The sequence below is a fragment of the Alishewanella longhuensis genome (genome assembly GCF_014653435.1).
GTDB lineage: Bacteria > Pseudomonadota > Gammaproteobacteria > Enterobacterales > Alteromonadaceae > Alishewanella > Alishewanella longhuensis.
This window is the reverse complement of sequence record NZ_BNAO01000006.1, coordinates 141139-163716: the sequence shown is the minus strand read 5'-3', so window position 1 is coordinate 163716 and position 22578 is coordinate 141139. Positions and strand designations below refer to the sequence as shown.

General features: G+C 47.9%; 20 protein-coding genes. 13 read left to right on the top strand and 7 right to left on the bottom strand.

What is annotated here, in order from left to right:
* Positions 1-36: 36 nt before the first annotated feature.
* The 6 genes from IE163_RS12905 (at position 37) to IE163_RS12880 (ending at position 4718) form a co-directional block, all read left to right on the top strand.
* Entirely contained in the window at positions 37-225 is a 189-nt protein-coding gene (locus tag IE163_RS12905) for a hypothetical protein (RefSeq protein WP_189433393.1), read from the top strand.
* A gap of 161 nt (positions 226-386) precedes the next feature.
* Entirely contained in the window at positions 387-1808 is a 1422-nt protein-coding gene (locus tag IE163_RS12900; RefSeq protein WP_189433392.1) for a sensor histidine kinase, read from the top strand.
* Complete coding sequence (locus IE163_RS12895; RefSeq protein ID WP_189433391.1) at positions 1805-2419, top strand: hypothetical protein; 615 nt, start codon at positions 1805-1807, stop codon at positions 2417-2419. The genes IE163_RS12900 and IE163_RS12895 overlap by 4 nt, the downstream gene beginning before the upstream one ends.
* Positions 2406-3755, top strand: a complete 1350-nt coding sequence (locus tag IE163_RS12890; protein WP_189433390.1) for a sigma 54-interacting transcriptional regulator — start codon at positions 2406-2408, stop codon at positions 3753-3755. Before IE163_RS12895 ends, IE163_RS12890 begins: the two co-directional genes overlap by 14 nt.
* Before the next feature lie 30 nt (positions 3756-3785).
* Complete coding sequence (locus IE163_RS12885) at positions 3786-4142, top strand: DUF2288 domain-containing protein (protein ID WP_189433389.1); 357 nt, start codon at positions 3786-3788, stop codon at positions 4140-4142.
* Between the two features lie 18 nt (positions 4143-4160).
* On the top strand, positions 4161-4718 hold the full coding sequence (locus IE163_RS12880; protein WP_189433388.1) for an acyl-CoA thioesterase: 558 nt from the start codon (positions 4161-4163) through the stop codon (positions 4716-4718).
* A 23-nt stretch (positions 4719-4741) separates the two neighbouring features.
* On the opposite strand, the gene ggt is transcribed toward IE163_RS12880, so the two are convergent.
* Positions 4742-6460, bottom strand: coding sequence for a gamma-glutamyltransferase (gene ggt, locus IE163_RS12875; RefSeq protein ID WP_189433387.1), 1719 nt, complete (start codon positions 6458-6460; stop codon positions 4742-4744).
* Between the two features lie 80 nt (positions 6461-6540).
* A complete protein-coding gene (locus IE163_RS12870) occupies positions 6541-6945 on the bottom strand; it encodes an acyl-CoA thioesterase (protein WP_189433386.1) in 405 nt (134 codons plus the stop codon).
* A gap of 243 nt (positions 6946-7188) precedes the next feature.
* On the opposite strand from IE163_RS12870, the gene IE163_RS12865 reads away from it, so the two are divergent.
* The 5 genes from IE163_RS12865 to IE163_RS12845 all read left to right on the top strand — a co-directional run bounded on the left by IE163_RS12865 (position 7189) and on the right by IE163_RS12845 (position 14065).
* Positions 7189-9267, top strand: a complete 2079-nt coding sequence (locus IE163_RS12865) for a TonB-dependent receptor family protein (protein ID WP_189433385.1) — start codon at positions 7189-7191, stop codon at positions 9265-9267.
* Positions 9268-9469: 202 nt separating this feature from the next.
* Complete coding sequence (locus IE163_RS12860) at positions 9470-11887, top strand: TonB-dependent receptor domain-containing protein (protein WP_189433384.1); 2418 nt, start codon at positions 9470-9472, stop codon at positions 11885-11887.
* A gap of 201 nt (positions 11888-12088) precedes the next feature.
* Positions 12089-12718, top strand: coding sequence for a PepSY-associated TM helix domain-containing protein (locus IE163_RS12855; protein ID WP_189433383.1), 630 nt, complete (start codon positions 12089-12091; stop codon positions 12716-12718).
* A gap of 23 nt (positions 12719-12741) precedes the next feature.
* Positions 12742-13233: a DUF2271 domain-containing protein gene (locus tag IE163_RS12850; RefSeq protein ID WP_189433382.1), complete on the top strand. Its 492-nt coding sequence runs from the start codon at positions 12742-12744 to the stop codon at positions 13231-13233.
* Positions 13234-13267: 34 nt separating this feature from the next.
* On the top strand, positions 13268-14065 hold the full coding sequence (locus tag IE163_RS12845) for a DUF4198 domain-containing protein (protein WP_189433381.1): 798 nt from the start codon (positions 13268-13270) through the stop codon (positions 14063-14065).
* 67 nt (positions 14066-14132) lie between these two features.
* Here the strand turns inward: IE163_RS12845 and IE163_RS12840 are convergent, their stop codons facing one another.
* Positions 14133-14600, bottom strand: a complete 468-nt coding sequence (locus IE163_RS12840; RefSeq protein WP_189433380.1) for a GNAT family N-acetyltransferase — start codon at positions 14598-14600, stop codon at positions 14133-14135.
* A gap of 173 nt (positions 14601-14773) precedes the next feature.
* On the opposite strand from IE163_RS12840, the gene IE163_RS12835 reads away from it, so the two are divergent.
* Positions 14774-16756 carry a PhoX family protein gene (locus IE163_RS12835; RefSeq protein ID WP_189433379.1) on the top strand — a complete coding sequence of 661 codons (1983 nt, stop codon included), beginning with the start codon at positions 14774-14776 and terminating at the stop codon, positions 16754-16756.
* 90 nt (positions 16757-16846) lie between these two features.
* Here the strand turns inward: IE163_RS12835 and IE163_RS12830 are convergent, their stop codons facing one another.
* The gene (locus IE163_RS12830; protein ID WP_189433378.1) at positions 16847-17737 is read right to left on the bottom strand and encodes a DMT family transporter; all 891 of its coding nucleotides are present in this window, start codon (positions 17735-17737) and stop codon (positions 16847-16849) included.
* A 170-nt stretch (positions 17738-17907) separates the two neighbouring features.
* Here IE163_RS12830 and IE163_RS12825 point away from each other — a divergent pair, with 170 nt between their 5' ends.
* A complete protein-coding gene (locus IE163_RS12825) occupies positions 17908-20025 on the top strand; it encodes a methyl-accepting chemotaxis protein (RefSeq protein WP_189433377.1) in 2118 nt (705 codons plus the stop codon).
* A gap of 69 nt (positions 20026-20094) precedes the next feature.
* Here IE163_RS12825 and IE163_RS12820 read toward each other — a convergent pair whose 3' ends face one another.
* The 3 genes from IE163_RS12820 to IE163_RS12810 form a co-directional block, all read right to left on the bottom strand.
* Positions 20095-20781: a TorF family putative porin gene (locus IE163_RS12820; protein ID WP_189433376.1), complete on the bottom strand. Its 687-nt coding sequence runs from the start codon at positions 20779-20781 to the stop codon at positions 20095-20097.
* A gap of 77 nt (positions 20782-20858) precedes the next feature.
* Entirely contained in the window at positions 20859-21743 is an 885-nt protein-coding gene (gene cysM / locus IE163_RS12815) for a cysteine synthase CysM (RefSeq protein WP_189433375.1), read from the bottom strand.
* 12 nt (positions 21744-21755) lie between these two features.
* Positions 21756-22523, bottom strand: coding sequence for an RNA methyltransferase (locus IE163_RS12810; protein WP_189433374.1), 768 nt, complete (start codon positions 22521-22523; stop codon positions 21756-21758).
* Between the last annotated feature and the right edge of the window lie 55 nt (positions 22524-22578).

Here is a 22578-nt window from a genome sequence, read left to right as displayed (position 1 = left end):
CGCTCCACTTTCAGGAGCTTTAACCGGAGAAGTACCATGGATATGTTTTTAAGTTTAGTTACCCTGTTTTTAGTTGCTAACATGGCGATTGTATTCACCTTGCTGCGTCGCATTGACTTAAATAACGCCAGTGTACAAGCTTGGGAACAAGCACAAGTTGCAACTGATGTTGCCAGCAGCCAGCCAGTGTTTAACGCCAACCTGAATACAGAACTGGTACAGTAACCTTATCCCATTATTCGGCTTTTTTGCTGAATCTGCCTTGGCCAGCTTTGTCTGGCCTTTTTTGTGCCAATTTTTTTACCTCAGCTTTTTATCGCCAATAACAACGGCGTTTTTTTCAGGAAACTGGTAAGCTAATACTTTAGATTAAAACACTGTGAGCTATGCGTTTCTCAATTCAAACTGCGTCATTACGCCAATTGGTATTACTTAGCTTTTTTTTGGCCCTGATCCCGGTGGCGGTGCTACTTTGGCAAAGTAATAAATCGCTCAGCGGGGTTAGCTCTTACGCTATTTCTTCAGCCGAACATGCTGTCTCTTCTGTGCGACAGTCGGAAAGTATGCAAAGTTTAGTGATTGATATCGAACGGGCCGTCAGGCAATACGTGGTCGTGCGCACCGAGGCATTACAGCGGGTTGCCCTAAGTCACATTGATAATCAGCTTAATTTACTGGCGCAGGTGTGTATTTCTCTACCCCAATTAACACTCTGTGCTGAGCAACAAGCCGCCTTACAAGCGCTGCGGCAGCGCTTTAGCGAGCCGGTGATAGAGACTCCAGAGCTCCTGCTACAGCAAATTCGCACACAACAACAGCAAATTACCCAGCAAATATGGGATCTATTAGAGCAGCAACTACAAAATCAGCAACAGCAAGTGGCGAGTACACAACAGCAGCTGGCCTGGCAAACTTTTGGCCTGGTGTTATTAACCTTGCTGTTAGTGTTATGGGCATCTAATCGTATTACGGCGCCGGTACAAAAGCTAGATCGGATGATCCGCGCTATTGCTCAGCCCAAACATCAGTTCCCAGATGAAAAATTACGTGGTCCGCGTGAGCTGACTGAGTTAGGTGAGCAATTGCGTTGGCTAAGTTCCCGCTTGCAACAATTAGAAGCGTTAAGGCTTATTTTATTGCGCCATGCTTCGCACGAATTAAAAACGCCTTTATCCAGTATTCGTGAAGGTTGTGCCTTGTTAAGCGAGCAACTGGTTGGGCCTTTGACGCCACAGCAGCAAGAAGTGGTAACCTTATTAAACGGCAGCGCAGACCGTTTAAGTGTGCTAACGGAACAGTTGTTAGACTATAACCGCTTATTACAACAAGCTCAGCCAGAATGGAGTCAACAGATCCCACAGCAATTGATGCAAGAGTGCTTTAGTGATCACGCGCTATCATTACAACAGCGCCAACAGCAGGTCAAACTCGATTGCCAGCTTAATTCGTTATATACCGACGCCACCTTGTTCCGCCGTATTCTGGATAACTTGATTAATAATGCTCAGGCTTATGGCGCCGAAGGTAGCCCGGTGTGGGTTAAATTATACCGGCAGGACGACGCAGTTTTGTTAGAAGTTGCCAATAATGGCACGCCTATTCCAATGTCGCTGCGGGAAAAACTGTTTGAACCTTTTCAGCGCGGCACTACTCCACGCTTTGATTCGGTGCAGGGGTCAGGGTTAGGCTTATCCATAGTGGCAGACTGTGCCCGTTTATTAGGTGGCCACGCTGATATCGTGGATGTTGTTTACGCAGATGTCTGTATCCGGGTGCGTTTACCGTTATTAGGAGAAAAGCTGGTATGAAGAAGGTTGTGGTCGTTGCAATGTTGCTGTGGTTAAGCGGGTGTCAGTTGACACCTGTGGCGGTGCCACCAACAGAAACCGCCGTTTCTGAGCCAGAGTTTGAGCAGGTAACGCTGCCGGAGGAAGCTGAACCTGAAGCTGATCTGGTATTAGCCTTAGATGATCAGATCAGCAGCCTGCAAGCCTGGTTGGATTATAAACAGCAAATATTGGTGGATCCTGAGCCAGAACGTGCGCGCTTACGGGAATTAACCGAGTTTGATATGGTGGCACAGTTACAGCTGGCGCTATTAAGCTTGCATCCCGATATGCCTTATGTCACCCGTTTTCGGGTGCAAACACAGTTAGTCGAGATGGTATCAAGCTTTCCGCCCCGATTAGCGGCAATCTTTGGCTGGGAGCTAACCTTTAATCAAAAGTTACTGGAAGCCGAATCTGCGGTAAGTGCGGTCACCCGCTTAAATGCCCAGCAGCAAGATGCAATAGATCGTTTGCAAAAGACTAACCGTGATTTGCAGAAGAAAATTGATGCGCTAACTCAAATTGAAGCCGAACTTAATCAGCCCCCAGCAACAGACAATAGTACTGGAGCAAATAATGGCCAGGGATAAGCCGCGTTTACTATTGGTCGATGATGATCCAAGTTTATTACGTTTGCTAACCTTACGTTTAGAAGGTGAGGGTTATCAAGTACTAAACGCGGATAGTGCGGAAACCGCACTTGGCCTGTTAACCAAGCAAAGCGTCGATGTGGTGCTAAGCGATTTACGAATGCCCGGCTTGGATGGCATGAGTTTGTTTGACGAAATAGCCAAACGCTATAAAGGTCTGCCGGTGGTGCTAATGACCGCACATGGTTCGATACCGGAAGCCGTAGCCGCAACACAGCGCGGCGTCTTTGGTTTTTTAACGAAGCCATTAAACCCTGTTGAGTTACGCGAAGTGTTACAACGGGCGTTAAACCAGTCTTTGCCCGAGCAAGCCGACTGGCGCGAGGCCATTATCACCCGCAGCAAGTTGATGCTGGAGCTACTGGAGCAAGCTTACCGGGTAGCACAGCGCGATGTCAGTGTGTTGATTACCGGCGCCAGTGGCACGGGTAAGGAGTTACTGGCGAATGCTATTCATAAAGCCAGTCCGCGCGCTGGCAAACCCTTTGTGGCAATTAACTGTGGTGCTTTGCCAGAACACTTATTGGAATCTGAGTTATTTGGCCATAGTAAAGGTGCCTTCACCGGCGCTGTGACAGAGCATGCCGGGTTATTTCGTGAAGCCGATGGCGGTACCCTGTTCCTGGATGAAATTGGCGATATGCCGGTCGCGTTGCAAGTAAAATTATTACGTGCGCTGCAAGAGCGGCAAATTCGCCCGGTAGGCAGCGCCAAGAGTATCCCGATAAACGTTCGGGTGCTGTCTGCTACACATCGTGACTTGCAACAAGCAATGAGCGAGGGATCCTTTCGGGAAGATTTGTACTATCGTTTAAATGTGGTTAATTTGCAGTTACCGGGGTTGGAACAACGCGCTGAAGATATCCCCTTGTTAGCACGGCATGTTTTACAACAAAGTGCTGATCGGCATCATGTCAAAGTAACGCGTTTTTCGGATGATGCGTTGCAACTGCTGGCAACGGCCAAATGGCCAGGCAATGTGCGGCAATTGGTCAACGTGGTAGAGCAGTGTGTGGCGCTAACCCAAAACCCGGTTATTTCGGCGTCGCTGGTAGAACAGGCGTTGTCGCAAAATAGCAGTTACTGGCCAACATTAATTGAGGCTCGGGATCAATTTGAGCGCCAATATTTAATTAGAGTGCTGCAAATGACCGAAGGTAATGTGACCCGTGCTGCTGAATTAGCCGGACGCAATCGTACCGATTTTTATAAATTATTAAAAAAGCATGAACTAAGTGCATCGCAGGTCACTGAGCAGAGCGATGAGATAGAATAACTTGGTTCAGATAAGATAGACGAGGATAAGATGGCTGCAATAACTCCACCCGATGCGCATTTAGCATTGGAGGCTGAAAACCCGGAGCTGATAAGGGCAAAAATTGTTTCTGAAACCGCGCGCATTAATTGGTTAGATTTGCAAAAGTTTTATGCGGCTGGCAGCGTTATTACGGTAGAGCCTACATTGGATCTGATTGATGTGGCCTTTGCATTCAGCCAGGATAATAAAGCGCAGGTTGCGGCCTGGTTGGCCAGTACTCAGCTTGGACGTACCTCTGAGCAGCAGGCGGCACTTTGGTATCAGGCAAAAACTGAGTTATGGGCCGTGGTGATTTCGCCCTGGGTATTGGTGCAGGATAAGCCCCTCGCCACAGCGTTAAACTAACCTGCAAGGAACCACAGCATGGCCGCAGAATATAAAACCGTAAGTTGTTCGCAAATTACCTTATCGCAGCTGATGCTGCCATCGCACTCTAATTTTAGCGGCAAGATCCATGGTGGTTATTTATTATCGCTGATGGACCAAATTGCCTTTGCCTGTGGTTCTAAGTTTAGTGGGAAGTACTGCGTAACCGCCTCAGTTGATCGGGTTGATTTCTTAAACCCTATTGAAGTGGGGGAGCTGGTAACCTTAAATGCCTCAGTCAATTATGTGGGCACCAGCTCGATGGTGGTTGGCATCAGAGTAGAAGCGCAAAATATTCAAACTGGAAAAATCAAACACTGTAACTCTTCTTATTTCACCATGATTGCCAAAGACAGCCAAACCGGGCAACCCGTTGCCGTGCCGCGATTACTACTGCAGAGCAAGGAAGAGGTAATGCGCTATTTAAAAGCGGCAGAGCGTATTACGCTGCGCAAACAGCGTCCGGCATCGGCCGAACCCTTTGCCGGTTGTTTGGAACAGGCAATCTGCCATATTCAGCAGCATTATGATGCAAAAGTCACGTTAACCGCCTAGTGCGGTTAACGTGTTACCGTGAATTAATACCCTGCGGCCTGGCCGTCTTTGCGAGACTCTGAGGCGCCAATCCAAACGCCATTAATATGATCTTTCATAATGGCCTGATAGCCACCATAGCCACCTAAGCCATAACGTACTTCGTGGCCACGTTTTTGTAATTCCCGCACCGTTTCAAACGGAATACCGCGTTCAACTTCAATGTAGCCGCCGTTCTTCAAATAAGCATCCTGTCCGTCTGTCGGTTCTGTGCTACCCAGATGCTGCCAACGGGCGGCATCACCCGCTTCTTGCAGGTTCATGCCAAAGTCGACCATATTAACCAGTATTTGCACATGGCCTTGTGGCTGCATAGCACCGCCCATTACGCCGTAGCTGATAAGCGGTTTATTGTCTTTAGTGATAAAAGCCGGAATGATGGTATTAAAAGCGCGCTTGCCTGGCTCATACACATTGGCGTGGTTTTTATCCATCGAGAATAGTTGGCCGCGATCCTGAAAGACAAAGCCCAGCCCTGGCACTACAACGCCAGAACCCATACCGCGATAATTGCTTTGAATTAATGACACCATATTGCCGTCTTTATCAGCGGTGGTCATATAGATGGTATCACCCTCATACAGATGCGGATTACCGGCATCAACCCGCTGTGCTGAGCGTTCGCCAATTAACTTAGCGCGCTCGCGGCCATAGCTTTCTGAAATAAGCTTGCTCACCGGTGTTTTATAAAAATCCATATCAGCATAAAATTTGGCTCTGTCTTCAAAGGCTAGCTTTTTTGCCTCAACCATTAAGTGAATGCTCTCCGGGCTATTAAAGCCCATGGCCGCCAGGTCAAAGTTTTTCAAGATTTGTAGCATCTGTAGCGCGGCAATGCCCTGACCATTAGGTGGCAACTCCCAAAGCATATAGCCCTTGTAGTCTACGCCAACCGGTTCTACCCAGTCAGATCGATGGTTGGCAAAGTCAGCAAAGCGCAAGTAGCCACCGTTTTCTTGCATAAAGGTATCAATTTTGCGGGTAATTTCCCCACGATAGAAGGCGTCACGGCCATCTTTGGCCACCGCACTTAGGGTATAGGCCAAGCCCGGGTTTTTAAAAATTTGGCCTTTCACCGGTGCTTTACCCTCGATGGTAAAGCTACCTTTAAAATCACCGGGCTGCGGGCTTAATATAGGAACGCTACGATTCCAGTAATAGGCGATGAGCTCGGTTACCGGAAAGCCTTTAGTGGCGTAATCAATGGTGGGCTGCAGCAGTTGCGGCATGGGCAATTTGCCAAATTTCTGATGCATTTCAAACCAGCCATCGATAGTGCCGGGCACGCTGATGGGTAACATACCGTGCGGTGGTAAATCTGGTCTGCCGAGCTTATCCAGCTCGGCTTTTAACGTATCGTAGCTTAACCCCAGTGGTGAGCGACCTGAGGCATTCAGGCCATAAAGCTTGTTGGTTTTGGCATCCCAAATCATGGCATAGAGATCGCCACCAATACCATTACCGGTCGGTTCCATTAATCCCAGTGCAGCATTAGCCGCTATGGCGGCATCTATGGCATTACCACCTTGCTTCATAATATCCAGGGCAATTTGCGTAGCCAGCGGATGGCTAGTCGCCGCCATCGCTTCGCTTGCAATCACTTCTGAGCGACTGGCAAAATCTTTGCCGGTGATGCGATCATAGGCTTGCAGTGGCGATGTTATAAGCGCAGTAATACAAAAAAGGGTGAGTTTTAGTTTCATTGAGGCGGCTCCGCTGGTTTTTTCTTAAACTAATCCTAATGGATACGGCTGACCAGTAGCTTTCGACCAATAGCGGTTTGTTAACGCTCAGCGGAGGAATGTAAATGTTCACTTAGCGCTGCACGCTCTGTGGCAGTGAGCGCAGCAGCCTGTTGTTGTTGATAGTCAAATTTCACCATAGCCGCTTTACCCGACGCACATTTCTGGCCCTGCTGCCAGGCTTCCTGATAAACCTCAAAGGAGCTATTACCAATACGGCTGATCCAGGTTTTAATTGCAACTGGCGCATGATAGTGGGTTTGCGCATGGTAGTTTATTTGAATGCTGGCGATAATCAGCGACCACTTGGATACATCTAAATCGGGTGTGAAAATGCGAAACACACCTTGGCGGGCACTTTCAAACCAAACAGCAAACACCGTGTTATTAATATGGCCTAAAGCATCGGTTTCTGAGAAGCGGGGACTAATAGTTTCGTTAAACATAAGGGCATGGTCCTAAAGTGTGAGGTGTTGCAAAAAGCAGATAATGCGTGAGCTTGGACTCTTTGCCAACTGCTATCTGGTTATTACTACTGTCAACAGAGGGTGACAATAGCGAATCAAACAGATAAAAGAGTGTTCGCTAATAATACTGCAAAGTTAAATGATAATAATTGCTATTAGTTTTGACTGTTGTTAAAATCGCAGCCATAAATCACCTTAAAACCTTAATAGCAATGAGGCGTTATGTTTAACAGTAAGTATCATCCGGTTGCCTTAGCCGTGGCCTTGTCAGTGGGCAGCGTAAGTTTTAGTTCAGTCGCAGCAGATTCAGCCGCCACGGACGACAGTGCCAAAAATATTACCCCGTCAATTGAAGTAATTCGGGTAAAAGGTCAGCAGCAAAGCCATCGTTTTGATGAAACCGGCGCGGTAATACTGATTGACCGTCAACAGATTGAGCAGGTACAGCCGTTATCCACCGAAGATGTGCTGCGCCGTGTGCCGGGCGTCAATATCAAGGGCGAAGAAGAAACCTCTATCGTTGCCAACTTTGGTATTCGTGGTTTATCGGCTGGTGAGTCTAAATCTTTGTTATTAGAAGACGGTGTGCCAGTAGCGCCGGGCTTGTTTATTGGTAACGATCGGTACTTTAATACCCGTATTCAGCGGGTAGAGTCAGTTGAAGTGTTAAAAGGTTCAGCATCTTTGCGTTATGGTCCTTCTACTATTGGTGGTGTGGTTAACTATATTACCAAGACACCGGATGATGGCGTACAGCTGTCGGCCCGGGCTGGTTCCTTTAATATGCGCGAGCTCAGTGTCGAAGCGGGTGCAAAAAATCCTTCTGAAGATGCTTTTGTTGGTGTGGTGGCAACCACTGCTAAAAGTGATGGCTTTATGGATAAAGGCTATGACATGTCTGATGTAATGGTCAAAGCGGGTATGGCGATTAGTGACAAGCAGAAAGTCGGTGTAAAGTTTGCATGTCATGAAAACGAAGCCAATATTTCTTATCGCGGTATCTTACTAGCAGATTATGTAAACGGTGAGCGTTACAACCCGGCGCCGGATGATTGGTACCTGACGGATAGAACGGCAGTGGATCTAAATCACGAGCTGGTATTCGACAATAACGCTAAGCTAAACACGCTGGTTTACTGGAGTAATACCACTCGTGATTACTGGCGCTATGATGTTAACACTGCCGCCTCTAATGCTGCAGGCCGCTGGGTTTATACCGATAATCTAACAGGTAATAATCGCAGCTTTGAACGTTTAGGTATTGAAAGCCGTTTAAGCTTTGATCAGCAGTTATTCGGTTACGCCGCTGCCACGGAATTCGGTTTGCGCTTAATGCAGGAAGAATCAAACGATACCCGTATTCGTGCTACCCGTGCTGCCGATCGTTCTGGTAATAATGATCGTCATATTATCGATTCTGCCACCAGCGCGGCCGGTTATTTGCAAAGCCGTTTGCAAATTAGCGATGCCTTTGCTATTACCCCGGGGCTACGGGTGGAGTCTTACGAGCAAAAGCGGGAAATTTTAACGCAGAATGGTGCTAACGCCAAAACCACCAATACCGAGTTTTTACCAGGTGTTGGCGCCACTTACGAACTTACGGATAGTGCACAGTTGTATGGAGGGGTGTATCGGGCATTTTCGCCAGCCTCGAACGGCGTGGCTCTGGATGGCTTAACCGATCAGCAGTTAGATGGAGAGCGTTCGGTAAACTATGAAGCTGGGGTACGTGGCACAGCGGGTGCAGTAAGCTATGAAGTGTCGGCCTTTTATATGGACTTTGCTAATCAGGTTGTCACGGGAAATAGCGATCCAAACTTGTCGCAGTCTAATGCCGGTGAAACCGAGCATACCGGCATGGAGTTTGTGTTTAATTACAACCTTGGTGGTGGCTTCCGTTTGGACACGAATGCGACCTGGGTACCTACTTCTGAATTCAAAACCGGTGACAATGCTGGTAAGCGTATTCCTTATGCGCCTAAGTTATTAGCCAATGTAGCGTTAAGTTACAGTGCCGAGGCGTTTAGCGTTGCATTAACAGCACACCATCGTGGTGAGCAATATGCCGACCCAACCAATATCGAAGCCATTCCAACTAATGCTGCTGGGGGTATTTGGGGTGGTTTATTACCCGCCTATACCGTTTATGACTTATTAGCCCAATACACGGTGTTTGATGGTTTAACGGTATATGGCTCAGTGAAAAACCTGGCTGACAAAAACTATATCAGTGGTTTACGCCAGGGTATTTATGTTGGCCCAGAGCGTTCGGTGGAAGCCGGCTTCCGCTATCGTTTCTAACCCCGCCATCTGTTCTCGTGTTATCAACAACCCGCTTTTTGCGGGTTGTTTTTTTTCAGCGCTATTTGACCTCGTGACATTTTACTAACAAGAGCGCGCAAAAGTTCCGTTTATATGATAATAAAGTTGATCTTAGTAGTGAGAATCATTATCATTTGCTTTGTGGCGTCTGTGTCGCACTTTACACACAAAGGAGAGAGTAATGTTGTTTCGCCAAAGTTGTCTGGCTATTGCGGTGGCTGCTGCTTGCAATATGAGTGCTGTGTATGCGGTTGAAGAGGCCGCCGAGAGTACGATAGAAGTTATCGTTGTTACCGCTTCCGGCTATGAACAAAAGCTGGTGGATGCCCCTGCCAGTATCTCAGTTATCACCGAAGAAGAATTAAGAAGCCGTCCTTACACGACCTTGCTGGATGCCGTGCGTGATCTGGAAGGGGTTGATATAGGTGAAACGCGCGATAAAACCGGTCAGGGCAGCATTAGTTTGCGTGGTATGGGCTCAGATTACACCCTGATCTTAGTTGACGGCAAAAGACAGAACAACCATGGCGATATTTATCCAAACAGCTTTGGTGGTAACCAGTTTGGGCATATTCCACCATTAGATACCGTCGATCGCATAGAGGTGATCCGTGGTCCGGCGTCCACCTTGTATGGCGCAGATGCGTTGGGTGGCGTAATTAATATTATTACTAAAAAAGTCACTGACAGCTGGACGGGTTCTATTACCCATAGCCGCGCTTTGCAAAGCGACAAGAGCTACGGCGACGACATTACCACAGACTTTAATGTCACCGGGCCACTGATTGCCGGTGTGTTAGGTATGGCGGTACGTGGCAGTGTCTATAATCGTTTAGCCTCAAACCCGGACTATGCTACCGTTATTTTCCCTAATGGTGAAACTCGCAGACGATCTTTAGGTTTTGGGGGAGGTGGTAAAACCGTAGATAACGAAAGCCGGGTGCTTGGCGGCCGCATCAGCTGGACACCGGCAGAAAATCACGCCCTGTGGTTTGATATTGAGTCGTCAACACAGGAATACGACAACACACCTTTTATCACCGACAGTGGGGTGCGTTCATTCCCGCTGGGCACAGTTGATAGTATCGATACCATTTGGAGCTCTGGTTTTTTCTGCAAGGGCGCAGTGGGTAATCGTCAGGACTTGTGTACTGGCAATGGCGGTGTTTGGTCGCGCCGTGCTAACCCGATGGTCGGTTATATCGACACTCAGGAATTTACCCGTGATACCTGGTCTATCACCCACGAAGGGCGCTGGGATAATCTAAATAGCTTTGTGTCTTTGTCTTATGTTGATACCCATAATAATGGCCGGACTTTACCTTTTACCGTGGCAGAGCGGGCGCATTTACTACAAATTATCGATGCCACCGGACCCTATGCTGGCTTATCTGAAGATGAGCGTAAAGCGCTTGCCACAAGCACTTTCTTGCCACGGCCAAAGCGGGAGATGAACAGTAACCAATATATCTTTGATGCAAAAGTAGACTTTTCTTTTGAGGCGGCGGGTCGTCATACCACAGTCTTAGGTGCTCAGGTTATTCGCGGTGAGTTAGTCGATGGTGTCTTTGGCTTAGAGCAAGGCCGGCCGGGGGAAAAGCAAGAGCATAATATGTGGTCGGTATTTGCGGAAGATACCTGGGATATTCTACCGGCAGTAGCTGTTACGGCAGGTTTGCGGCACGACGATCATCAGGTGTTTGGCAATCAGCTAAGCCCACGCTTGTATGGTGTTTATACCATAAGCGATGCCTGGACCATTAAAGGTGGGGTGAGTACCGGCTTTAAAACGCCAAAAACCTCTCAACTTTATGACGGCATCGTTGGTTTTGGTGCACAAGGAACGAGTCCGTTTTTTGGTAATTCAGATTTAAAACCGGAAACCAGTGTCTCCAAAGAGTTGGCAGTATATTGGAGCCATCCAGATGGGCATAGCTTTAATGCTACAGTATTTCAAAATGATTTTGACGATAAGTTAGCCTCGCAGCCTTGCGGCCCGGGTACCAACTTAATCTGTACCGAAGTAGGTGAGTATGCCGATTTAGGTTACGGTATCAGCAGCAAAACGGTCAATATCGATGAGGTGACCATTCAAGGCGCTGAGTTAGCTGGCCGCGTAATGCTATTAGAAGCACTCTCGCTGCGCGCTAACTATACCTATATCGACAGCGAACAGAAAAGTGGTGCTTTTAAAGGTCGGCCATTGGGCAATAGCGCCAAGCATATGGCAAATGTAACCTTGAACTGGGCGGCAACCGATGTACTTAGTCTGTTTTTAACCTCGGAATACCGTGACCGTCGTTACCGTTCATGGGATATCAAAAACGATGCGCCGCTGTATTTTAAAAGCTACAACGTATTGCATCTGGGTTTAGCCTATCAAGTTAGCGACGCTGTTACCTTTAACGTGCGCATTAATAACCTGCTAGATAAAGATTTCACGTCATACCAGACGATTTTTAGTGCCTGTAATACCACGGCCGACAGTTGTGTCCGTGATAGCAATGGTCAAAACGGTTTTAGCGCCAGCTTCGTCGACGATTACAACAATAAAGATAAAAGCCGTAATGTCTGGTTGGGTATGAATGTGCGGTTTTAAGCTTGGCAGAGGCGTGCAGTCATCTTCTACATATCATTCTTAGTGATAATGGTTATCAGTATTGATTGATCTTAAAAATAAAAATGATTATCATTCACGACTCTAAAACGGGATGCGCTTTTAGGCTAAAGCTTTAGTGCATCCCAAAATCAAAACAGTTTGACCGATCGCCCTGATGCAACGGATAGGTAAAGTTTAACCATGAAGTATAAAAGTAATGCAACAAAAAAAAGGACCGCTGCGATAGGTCGCTTTATGCGGGCATTACATACCTATAGTGCAATGTGGGTATTGATATTGTTAGTGTTTTTTTCAGTAACAGGCATCACCCTGAATCATCCTACTTGGCAAAGTAAGCTGGGCGCTCAGCAAAGTTTAACGGTATTGACTCTGCCAGATGCCTTTCAGGCCTGGCCTGCAGCAGCAGAGCAGGCAGATTATGCCGCCGCCTTGGCTAGCTGGTTGCAACAGCAGGGCGTAAAAGCCGTTAGTTGGCAGCCACGGTTTGAGGATGACGAGCAAACGCTGGAATTAAGCTTTAAAAGGCCTGCGGGTTACGCTGTCGCGCTAGTGGATTTTAGTAGTGTGGAAATTGAACTGGAACAACAGTTTAGTGGTTATCTGGCATTAGCAAATGATCTACATAAAGGGCGTGACGCAGGTTTGTTATGGAAGTGGTTAATTGACATTACCGCCATCGCCTGTTTGGTCTTCGCGATAACAGGCTTTTATTTGCTGCTAAAAATGCCCTCGAAAAAGTCTGTTGGCAATGCGTTAGCCGTGAGCGGCGGCATGATGGCGATATTGGCCTACCTGATATCGCTGCACTAAATACGTACGTGGGGAGAATTACGTTGAAACGGATCAGCATAAGTTTAGTTAGCGCAGCTTTATTCGCTTTTAGTCCACTACAGGCAACAGAAGCTGAAATAACGCTACAAATTCCGGAAATTGAAACTGCCCAATACTACCGGCCTTACGTGGCCGTTTGGGTGGAAAATGCGGAACAACAATCGGTGAAGTTGATTGCGCTGTGGCGCAAAGAACCGGACTGGCTAAAAGACATTCGTCGTTTTTGGCGCAAGATTGGCCGTAGCGAGCCTGCTTTAGTGGATGCGATGACCGGCGCAACCCGCACACCGGGTAAGCATCGCTTAACCTGGGATGGGAAAGATGATCAAGGTAACGCCTTAGCCGCAGGTCGCTATACCCTATATGTTGAGGCATCACGCGAGCAAGGTGGTCGTAGCTTGCAGAAAATTGATTTTCAGCTCGATGGCACACCTTATCTGCTTATTGCGGCCGCGGCCGAAGAGTTGGATGAGCTGCTCTTTATTATTAAATAGACATTTAAGTGATTAAATAAAAAGGAAAGATTTAATGAAAAAGCTTCTACTTGCCGCCTTATTGGCCGTTTCTAGTCAAGCAGTGTTCGCACATACCTTGTGGGTGATGCCCAGCCACTTTGTATTGTCCGGTGATGATACCTGGATCTCCGTGGATATCTCTGCCGCCAATATGACCTTTGTGCCGGATAAAGGCGTGTCGCCTGACAACCTGAGCATAGTGTTTCCTGATGGTAGCCGCCATAAGTTTGCACAAAGCTATCAGGGCAAGCGTAAGTCGCAGGCCGATCATCAATTAGTCGCCGAAGGCACCTATTTAATTGAAAACGGTGGCGCGCCCCGTTACTTCACGATGTTTGAAGTGAATGGTGAGCGTAAACGTATTATGGCGGATAAACAAGCCGCTGCCAGTCAGCTACCAGCGGGGGCGACTAAGGTAACGACCAGTCGTGGCCAAAGCAAAGCGCTGGCGGTGGTTACGGTAAAGGCGCCTAACCGCACGGCTATCACCCCAAGTGGTGAAGGTTTTGAGGTTAATTTTGTGACTCATCCGGCGGATTATGTAGCCGAAGACGAGATCCAGTGGCAGTTGCTGATTGATGGTAAGCCGGCAGCTGGTGTTAAAGTTGAGCTATCGCGCGAAGCCGAACTATACCGCAACAATGCCGGCCGCGTTACTGTTGAGACAGATGCTGAGGGCAAGTTGCAGTTTACCCCTGAGCATGCCGGTCGTTACTTACTTGAGGCAGGCTATCAGGCCAATACGAAAACAGAATTGGCTGATGCCGAGCGGGCCTCATTAACGCTAACTTTTGAAGTGGGTTTGCCTTAATATCACCCTGACAGCAGGCTGTGATACATCGCCTGTTGTCAGCGCTCGGCTTGCATTATTAGCAAAATTATAAGGCAGTGGGGTCTGCTGCCTTAATCATTTTTAAATGCGGAATATCGTCCTCTAAATAAGGCTCACTGGCGGCTATAAAGCCCAAATCCTGATAAAAGCGCTGTAAATAACATTGGGCCGAGATATGAATATCTGTCTTTGGCCATAAGGCTGCAGTTTCTGCCAGGGTTTTTTCTACCAGAATCTTACCTAAACCCAAGCGCCGTGCCGTTTGTGAAATACAGATCCGGCCAATACCAGGAAAGCCAGCAAAGCTGACATCGGGCGCCAATACTCTAGAGTAAGCAATCACTTTATCGCCTTTTTTTAAAATAATGTGGCGGGTTTGTGGATGTAAATCTTTGTCATCCAACTCCGGATAGGGGCAGTTTTGCTCAACAACAAACACATCTACCCGCAGTTGTAACAGTGAATAAAGTGTTAGGGTATCTAACTCATTAAAGGTGAGCACCTGCCATTGCATCTTTTTGCCCTTTTATTGCCATAGATACCGCACTATATCAGAGCATAGGCGCGTGATGCTATTGCCGTTAATCGGCAAAACTCGTCTTTCTCTATGTTTTTCCGGTTTTCGTCATAAAACTGCAAAGAGCAACTGGCAAGCTAGGCAGTATTTTTCTGACGGTGGCGACAAAAATGGCAAAGCATACAGTAACGCAATTCGATATTTCTGGCATTGAGCCACAGGCAAATTTTTCAGCCAATCCTGAGTTTCAACAAGTATTAGACAATCGTTTGAATCGCCGGCGCTTTTTACAAGGCGCTGTGGCACTGGCGGTAGGCAGTTTTATTGGTACCAGTCTAACCGGCTGTGATAGCAAAGTGACGGCAGTCAGTGCGGCGGTGCAAAAAGGCTTGTTAGGCTTTGAAGCCATTTCGACCAACCGTTTTGATACGGTAACAGTACCCGCAGGCTACAGTGCCAAGCCGTTTTTACCCTGGGGCACGCCTCTATTACCTAATGCCGCGCCCTATAAAGGCGACGGCAGTAACACCGCAGCCGAGCAAGCGATGCAAATGGGCTCGCACCATGATGGCATGCACTTTTTCCCAATGGATGTAAAGCAGGGTGGCCAGAATTCCGAAGAAGGTTTGCTGGTAATGAACCATGAATACTGCGATCCAAAGATTTTACATGGCGCTGTTGAAGAGATTTTACCCCGTCTGGCAGCACAGGTGCATAAAGAGCTGGCGGCGCATGGTGTTAGTGTAGCGCATATTAAAAAACAGCCTGATGGTCAGTGGCAGTTAGTGCAAGAGAGCCAATACAATCGGCGGATCACCGGTATGACGCCGATGGAGTTAACCGGCCCAGTGCGTGGTAATGCTAAAGTACAAACGCAGTACAGCCCAGAGGGTGTTGCGACTCGAGGGACTTTAAATAATTGTGCGCACGGTGTCACGCCCTGGGGCACGTATTTAACCTGCGAAGAAAACTGGGCGCTGCTGTTCGTCAATCGTGATAGCCGCATGCCGCGTGAGCACCGTCGCTACAGTGTCTCTGATGAACATAGCATCATGTATTGGGAAACGGCAGCCCGCGAGGATGCAGTATTACAACGCTTTGATGCTTCAAGTGTTGCTGATACTGCCACCGCAGATTTCCGTAACGAACCCAATACCTTTGGTTGGATAGTGGAAATTGACCCCTTTAATCCGCAAAGCACACCGGTAAAACATACGGCAATGGGGCGTTTCGCCCATGAGGGGATAATTTTCGCCAAGGCGGAAGTGGGTAAACCTTTGGTCGCCTATTCTGGTGATGATTCACGTTTTGAGTATATCTATAAGTTTGTTAGTGCAGAGTTGTATGATCCGGCCAGCGCCGGCCCACATTTGCTGGATAGTGGCACCCTTTACGCCGCGCGCTTTAATGATGATGGCAGTGGCGAGTGGTTGCCGCTTGATATTAATAACGCCGATTTTAAAGCCAAAGTGGTGGCGGCCAAAGTAGAGTTTACTGATCAGGCCGATGTGTTACTTAACACTCGGCTGGCCGCAGATATTGCCGGTGCAACCAAAATGGATCGGCCTGAGTGGGGTGCCGTGCACCCTGAAACGGGTGAAGTGTACTTTACGTTGACCAATAACAGTCGCCGGCACAATTCGCAGTTAAACCCCGCTAATCCACGTTCGAGTAATACCCAGGGTCATATTATCCGCTGGCGCGAAGCTTCGATAACACGTTTTGACTGGGATATTTTTCTGTTAAGTGGTGAGGCCTATACTTATACGCCGCAGCATCAGTTTATGCTTACTGAAGAAAATCATCATGCTTCGCCTGATGGCTTATGGTTTGATCCTAATGGCTTGCTGTGGATCCAAACCGATATGTCAGGTGGCCAGCTGCGCGAAGGCGCTTTTGGTAATAATCAGATGTTGGTGGCCGATGTAGGGACGCATCAAATCAAACGTTTCTTAGTTGGGCCTATCGGCTGTGAAGTGACCGGTGTGGTAATGACCCCAGATTGCCGCACGATGTTTGTGAATATTCAGCACCCGGGGGAAGGGTCGGGTCCTTACAGCTTTAGTAGCACCTGGCCCGACCGGGGCACCCGGCGCCCGCGTTCTGCCACGGTGATTATCACTAAAGATGATGGCGGCATTATTGGCAGCTAAGCGAAGGTGGCAGCTAAGCGAAGGAACGTCCAGCCAACCCCCGTGTATCTTGAAAGACGAGGAGTATAAGCTGGTCTGCTTCTGGCCAGCTTACTGGCGGATAATCAACACCGTACCAAGTACTGTAAGCAGGGCGCCCACCCAGGCGCCCCAGGCTGGGCTGCGTTTATAGACCAGCCAAAGCATGGGTAGCACTAATACTGGGCTTACCGATGAGAGCATTGCGACCATACCGGCATCGCCGTGCTTTAATGCCTGCAGGATAAAGGTCATGCCTAATACCATTGATAAGGTGGCATTGATTATCACCATTAATAAAACGCTGCCTGTTAAAGGCAAATAGCTACGGGCAACTTTAAATCCGAGTAAAAAAATCAGCAGATGCAGCACAAAGCCAGTACTCATCCGCACCGCTGACGCTGCTATAGCGTCTATATCGGTTAACATCAGTGGTTTTAACATTAGGGTTGATACGGCTTGGCATAACGCAGCCAATAAGCCCAGCGCTACACCGGTGACTAAACCTGTCTGTTGGCTTTCCCATTGATGCTGTTCAGCCTGACGTTTACCAAATAAGATCGCTATCATCACGCCACTGAGGAGTAAGCTGCTACCGACCAGTGTAAGGCCCCAGAGTGTTTCACCTAACCAAAAATAAGCGAGTAATACCGAGAAAAGCGCGTGAGTTGCAAAGAGCACACCCGCGCGGCGCGGGCCAAGCCGATTCATGGCAGCAAACAGGGCTGTGTCGCCAATAAAAATACCAATGGCGCCAGACAAGGTGAGTAGCATAATGCTGCTGCTTGAGAGACTTTGCCAACCGCCATTATAAAGTGCTAAGGCCCATAACAGCAGCATAGCAACCAACATCCGGTAGCGGGTAAAGGCAAAGGCACCTAAATGGGTGGCAGCGCGAGCTGATAATAAACTACCAAAGGCCCAGCAAGTTGCGGCAAGTAACGCCAGATATTCAAAAGGCAAAATAGATCCCAACAGAAAAATATTATTATAAGGCCAAGTGACGCCGCACTCTATGGAAGTTTAACTTGCCGTAGTAAATGGAATTCTTTTTACATTTAGCGGGTACCTAACTGGTAAGCACTGAAAATAAGGCTAATACTGAATACAAAGCAATTAAGAGGTAAGGTTGAATGAGTAAATTGCAGTTAGCGTCAATGCGTACCCAAATTGCCTTAGTGGCAGCCAGTTGCTTAGTAATAGCAGTAATTCTAAGTATGGTATTTGGGGTGTGGAACTCACAAAAGCTGTTTGATTTAAACCGGCAGCAAGGTAGCGAGTTGTTTTTAGAACAGGTCAACCAAAGGCTTAATGTGCAGTTGCAGCAGCAGGCAGATCAAATTGAGCAGTTGATTAATCAAAGTCTGACCAGAGCAGAGGCTATCGCCGATGGCATGAATGCCATGTTAGCTATGGATGCAGGTTTAGAACGCCAACATTATAGCAAGCTGGTAGAAACGATAGTTCGCAATCATCCACAATTATTGGGTGGCTATCTGGTATGGGAACCCAATGCGATAGATGGGCTAGATAATGATTTTATTGGTAACAATCAGCACTCAACTGCCGCCGGTCAGTTTGGCCCGTATTGGACACGTGATCCACAAGGGCAAATTGGCTTACAACCGGTAGAAACCGCCGGTTTATATGATGAAACTAAGAATGAACGTGGGCTAAGGGGCAGTGAGTGGTACCTATGTCCGCGTGATCGTAAAGCGCCTTGTGTAGTTGATCCGGCTGTTTGGACTGTGCAAGGTGTGCCAACGCTAATGACCTCTATTGTGACGCCTTTATACCAACAACAACGCTTTGTTGGAATGACAGGGGTTGATATCTCTATGGCATTTTTGCAGCAGCGTTTGCAGTTACTTGACCAGCAACTGTTTAGTGGCGTGGGTGAGTTACGGATAATCTCACATAACGGCTATACCGCGGCGGACACACAGCGTCCGGCACAAGTAGGAGAAGCCTTAGCAGAAGCTGAGTGGCAACAGTTACGTACTAAAGTACAAGGTGGCTTAAGCGAGGTGTTGCAAGTCGGTGAGCAATTAAGAGTATCAGTCCCTATAAGGTTAACTGCCTTTGGTACCCCTTGGTTGCTGGAGTATCAGCTCCCCACAGCGGTGGCGCTGGCGGAGATTAATGCCCTGAATGACAGTTTAGCTGCGGGCTTTAGTCAAAGTATTAACTGGCAAGTCTTACTTGGCGTGGTGATTGCTGTCGTCGGCACGGCGATTTTGGCCTTTTTCTCGGGGCAATTAGCTAAACCGCTACAGCAGCTTACCAAGATGGTCGATAAGCTCGCACAATCAGATGGCGATCTGACGCAACGTTTAACTAATGATCGTAAAGATGAGATCGGTCAGTTGGCCAGGGCTTTAGATCTATTCTTATTAAAAACGCACGGCATAGTGGCAGACACCGCCAAGCTGGTAGCTGAATTACAGCAATCTGCGACCATCAGCGCAGATATTGCCGATCGGACACATCAGGACGTGGCTTATCAGCAAAAAGCGATTGAGCAGGTGGCCACCGCAGTGACAGAAATGTCGAGTACTGCCTCGGAAGTGGCAACACAGGCTTCATTAACCGCTGACTTAGCGCAAGGCGCTTCTGCAGCGGTCACTTTTGGTGATCAGGCTGTTGCCGATACCAGTCGTATTGTTTCGGCCTTGGGTAATAGTATGCAGCAAGCGGCGAAGATGATGGCGGAGTTGGAGCAATCCAGCAGTAGTATTAATAATATTGTAGAAGTGATCCGTAATATCTCAGAGCAAACCAACTTACTGGCGCTTAATGCCGCTATCGAGGCTGCCCGGGCAGGTGAAATGGGTAGGGGTTTTGCTGTGGTAGCGGACGAAGTGCGTAACCTGGCCTCCCGCACCCAGCAGTCTACCGGGGAAATTCAACAGCTGATTACCGATCTCAGCAGTAAAACCCAATCAGTTGTGAGTGCCATGCAGCAAAACCGTCAGCTTACCGATGAGTGTCAAAACAGCGTGCGCAGTGCGCAGGAAAAACTGCAGCAAGCTATTGGTTCTGCTGCACATATTACTGATGCCGCTACCCAAATTGCTAGCGCAGCGGAAGAGCAAAGCGTGGTCAGCGAAGATATCAGTAAAAATGTCGTCGAGATAAGTAGCGCTGTTACGGGTTTAAGTAATAGTGCGACTGAGGGAGCCACGCAAAGCAACTTAATTGCCCGGGTTGCTGCAGAAATTAAAACACAGATAGGTCGGTTTAAATACTAAATAGAAGAAGAGGTTACTAACTTATGGTGAGTAACCTCTTAAGCCTTCAATCATGCTGCCCGGCTTGGATTAAAAGTTGTAAGCCAGCTGTAGTAACAGGGTATCACGCCCCCATTTTTCTTTTAAGGTTGTCATGTGATAGCCAAAAGCAATATCGATACTCCGCCACTGTGTTTGTAGCATCAGCTGGCCATGCCAAAAGCTGGATTTTCCTTCCCAGTCCCAGGCACTTTTATCACCGGTAACGGAGGTATCCACTGCCGTGAAGAGTGTCCAATTATCGTTAAGGGGTATAGTGCGGCTTAGCTGAAACACATAGTGATCGCCACCAAAACCAAAATAATCCCAGGTATACCAACTATTAAAACCCCAATCGCCGTAAGCAAGTTTTAGTGAGAGTTCAGGAAAATTCAGATCTGAGCTGTAACCCCGACCATGATAAGTAAATTGTGAGATCATCAAGTCCACTGATAAATCGTCGCTTATCGTCCAAAAATAGCCGACATAGCCATCCAGCTCGAGCGTAGTACCTTCATCGTAATCGACATTCGACGTCCAGCCGCCGGCGTAAATGCCATTGCCAAAGTCATAGGTGAGGCCAGCCTGCAAGGCGGGGCGATTTAGGGTTTGACTAACACCATTAAACAGATAATCGCTGCTGGCGGTAATATTGCCTTGCCAGTCAGCTAAAGTTGATAGGCTGGTGCTCAAACAAATCAATGGCACTGTTGCCACTATAATAGATTTTAACGACATAAGTTATCCCGCATGCTTCTACTTTATAGAAGCATGGCTGTTCGCAACAGATTTGCAAGTTTTGTCAGTAAGATAACTTAAAATATGCCCGAAGAAAGATAGCGATCACCTCTATCACAAATAATGGCAACGATCACCGCATTATCGATTTGCTCCGCTAAGCGTAACGCCGCATATACCGACCCACCAGAACTGACCCCAGCAAAAATACCTTCTTCCTTGGCCAGTCTGCGCATGGTATCTAAGGCGTCTTCCTGAGTAATATCTATCACCTGATCGACGCGGTCTTGTTCATAAAAGCCTGGCAGGTATTCCACCGGCCAACGCCTGATCCCCGGAATACTGGCGCCTTCCGCGGGTTGCAAGCCAATAATCTGAATTGCTGGATTTTGCGCTTTTAGATAACGCGAAGTGCCCATAATAGTACCGGTAGTGCCCATGCTTGAAACAAAGTGCGTAATGGTGCCATTAGTTTGTTGCCATAGCTCAGGCCCTGTACTGGCATAGTGTGCGGCGGGGTTGTCGGTATTATTAAATTGATCAAGCACTATGCCTTTGCCCTCAGCTTGCATTTGTAAAGCGAGATCGCGAGCACCCTCCATGCCTTGTTCTTTGCTAACTAAAATCAGTTCAGCGCCATAAGCACGCATCGAGGCCTTGCGCTCTTCCGTGGCGTTGGCGGGCATAATTAGGGTCATCGGATAACCTTTGATTGCTGCCGCCATCGCCAGGGCAATTCCGGTATTGCCGCTGGTGGCTTCGATAATCCGATCACCGGGCTTAATGGTGCCACGACGTTCTGCTTCGTTAATCATATTCAGTGCCGGCCGATCTTTTACCGAGCCCGCAGGATTGTTCCCTTCCAATTTGCATAGCACCACGCTATTAGTATGGCTGGCTAGCCGTTGCAGGCGTACTAAAGGGGTGTTGCCAACATAGGCTTCAATGGTAGGGAAATTCATAAACAGGCCTCGTTATTGATCAGTAGCAGTATTTAATGCTGATAACCGTAACAGATTATCACAAAGCACCGCGGCGGCGATGCCAACATTCAGTGATTCGGCCCCACCAAAAGCAGGGATAGTAATTTTTCGATTAATCAGTGCACCGATAGCAGCGCTAATGCCATTAGCTTCATTACCCAGGACCAGATAGCCACCTTGTTCTGTTAGGGTAAGTTGATGCACATTTTCGCCCCCCAGATAGGCACCATATACCGGCAGAGTGGTATTGGCCAGTACAGCGGACAGCGGCAGATAATGCAGTTTCACCCGTAAAAACGAACCTTTGGCGGCAGCAATTACCTTGGGATTAAAACAGTCAGCCGTCTCTGCTGAGCATAAAATATGCTTAATGCCGTACCAATCTGCAATACGGATAATGGTACCCAGATTGCCCGGATCGTTAATATTATCCAGCACCAGCGTCCAGCTAGCTGCGGTAGGCGAAAAGGCAGGCCACACTGGCATAGCTACTAAAGCCAAAGCGGCATCGTTACTGCTAAAGGTGCCGACTTTCACCAGCTCCTCACTATTACAGCTTTGCCATAATTTCGCCTTGTTAACTGCTGTGGGATGGGCGGCGATAAACTGCTCGGTGGCGAACAGCGCTTGTACCGTCCAGTTACTGGCCAGTACCTCAAGCACTGCTTTTTCACCTTCGACAAAGAATAATTGCTCGGCTTTGCGATATTTTTTCAGGTGAAGCGATTTAATCAACTTGGCCCATTTATGACTTATCATGCTGCTGACTTTTTCCAGGAGAACCTAAGGCTATTTTAACCAGACTTGCCGCTGC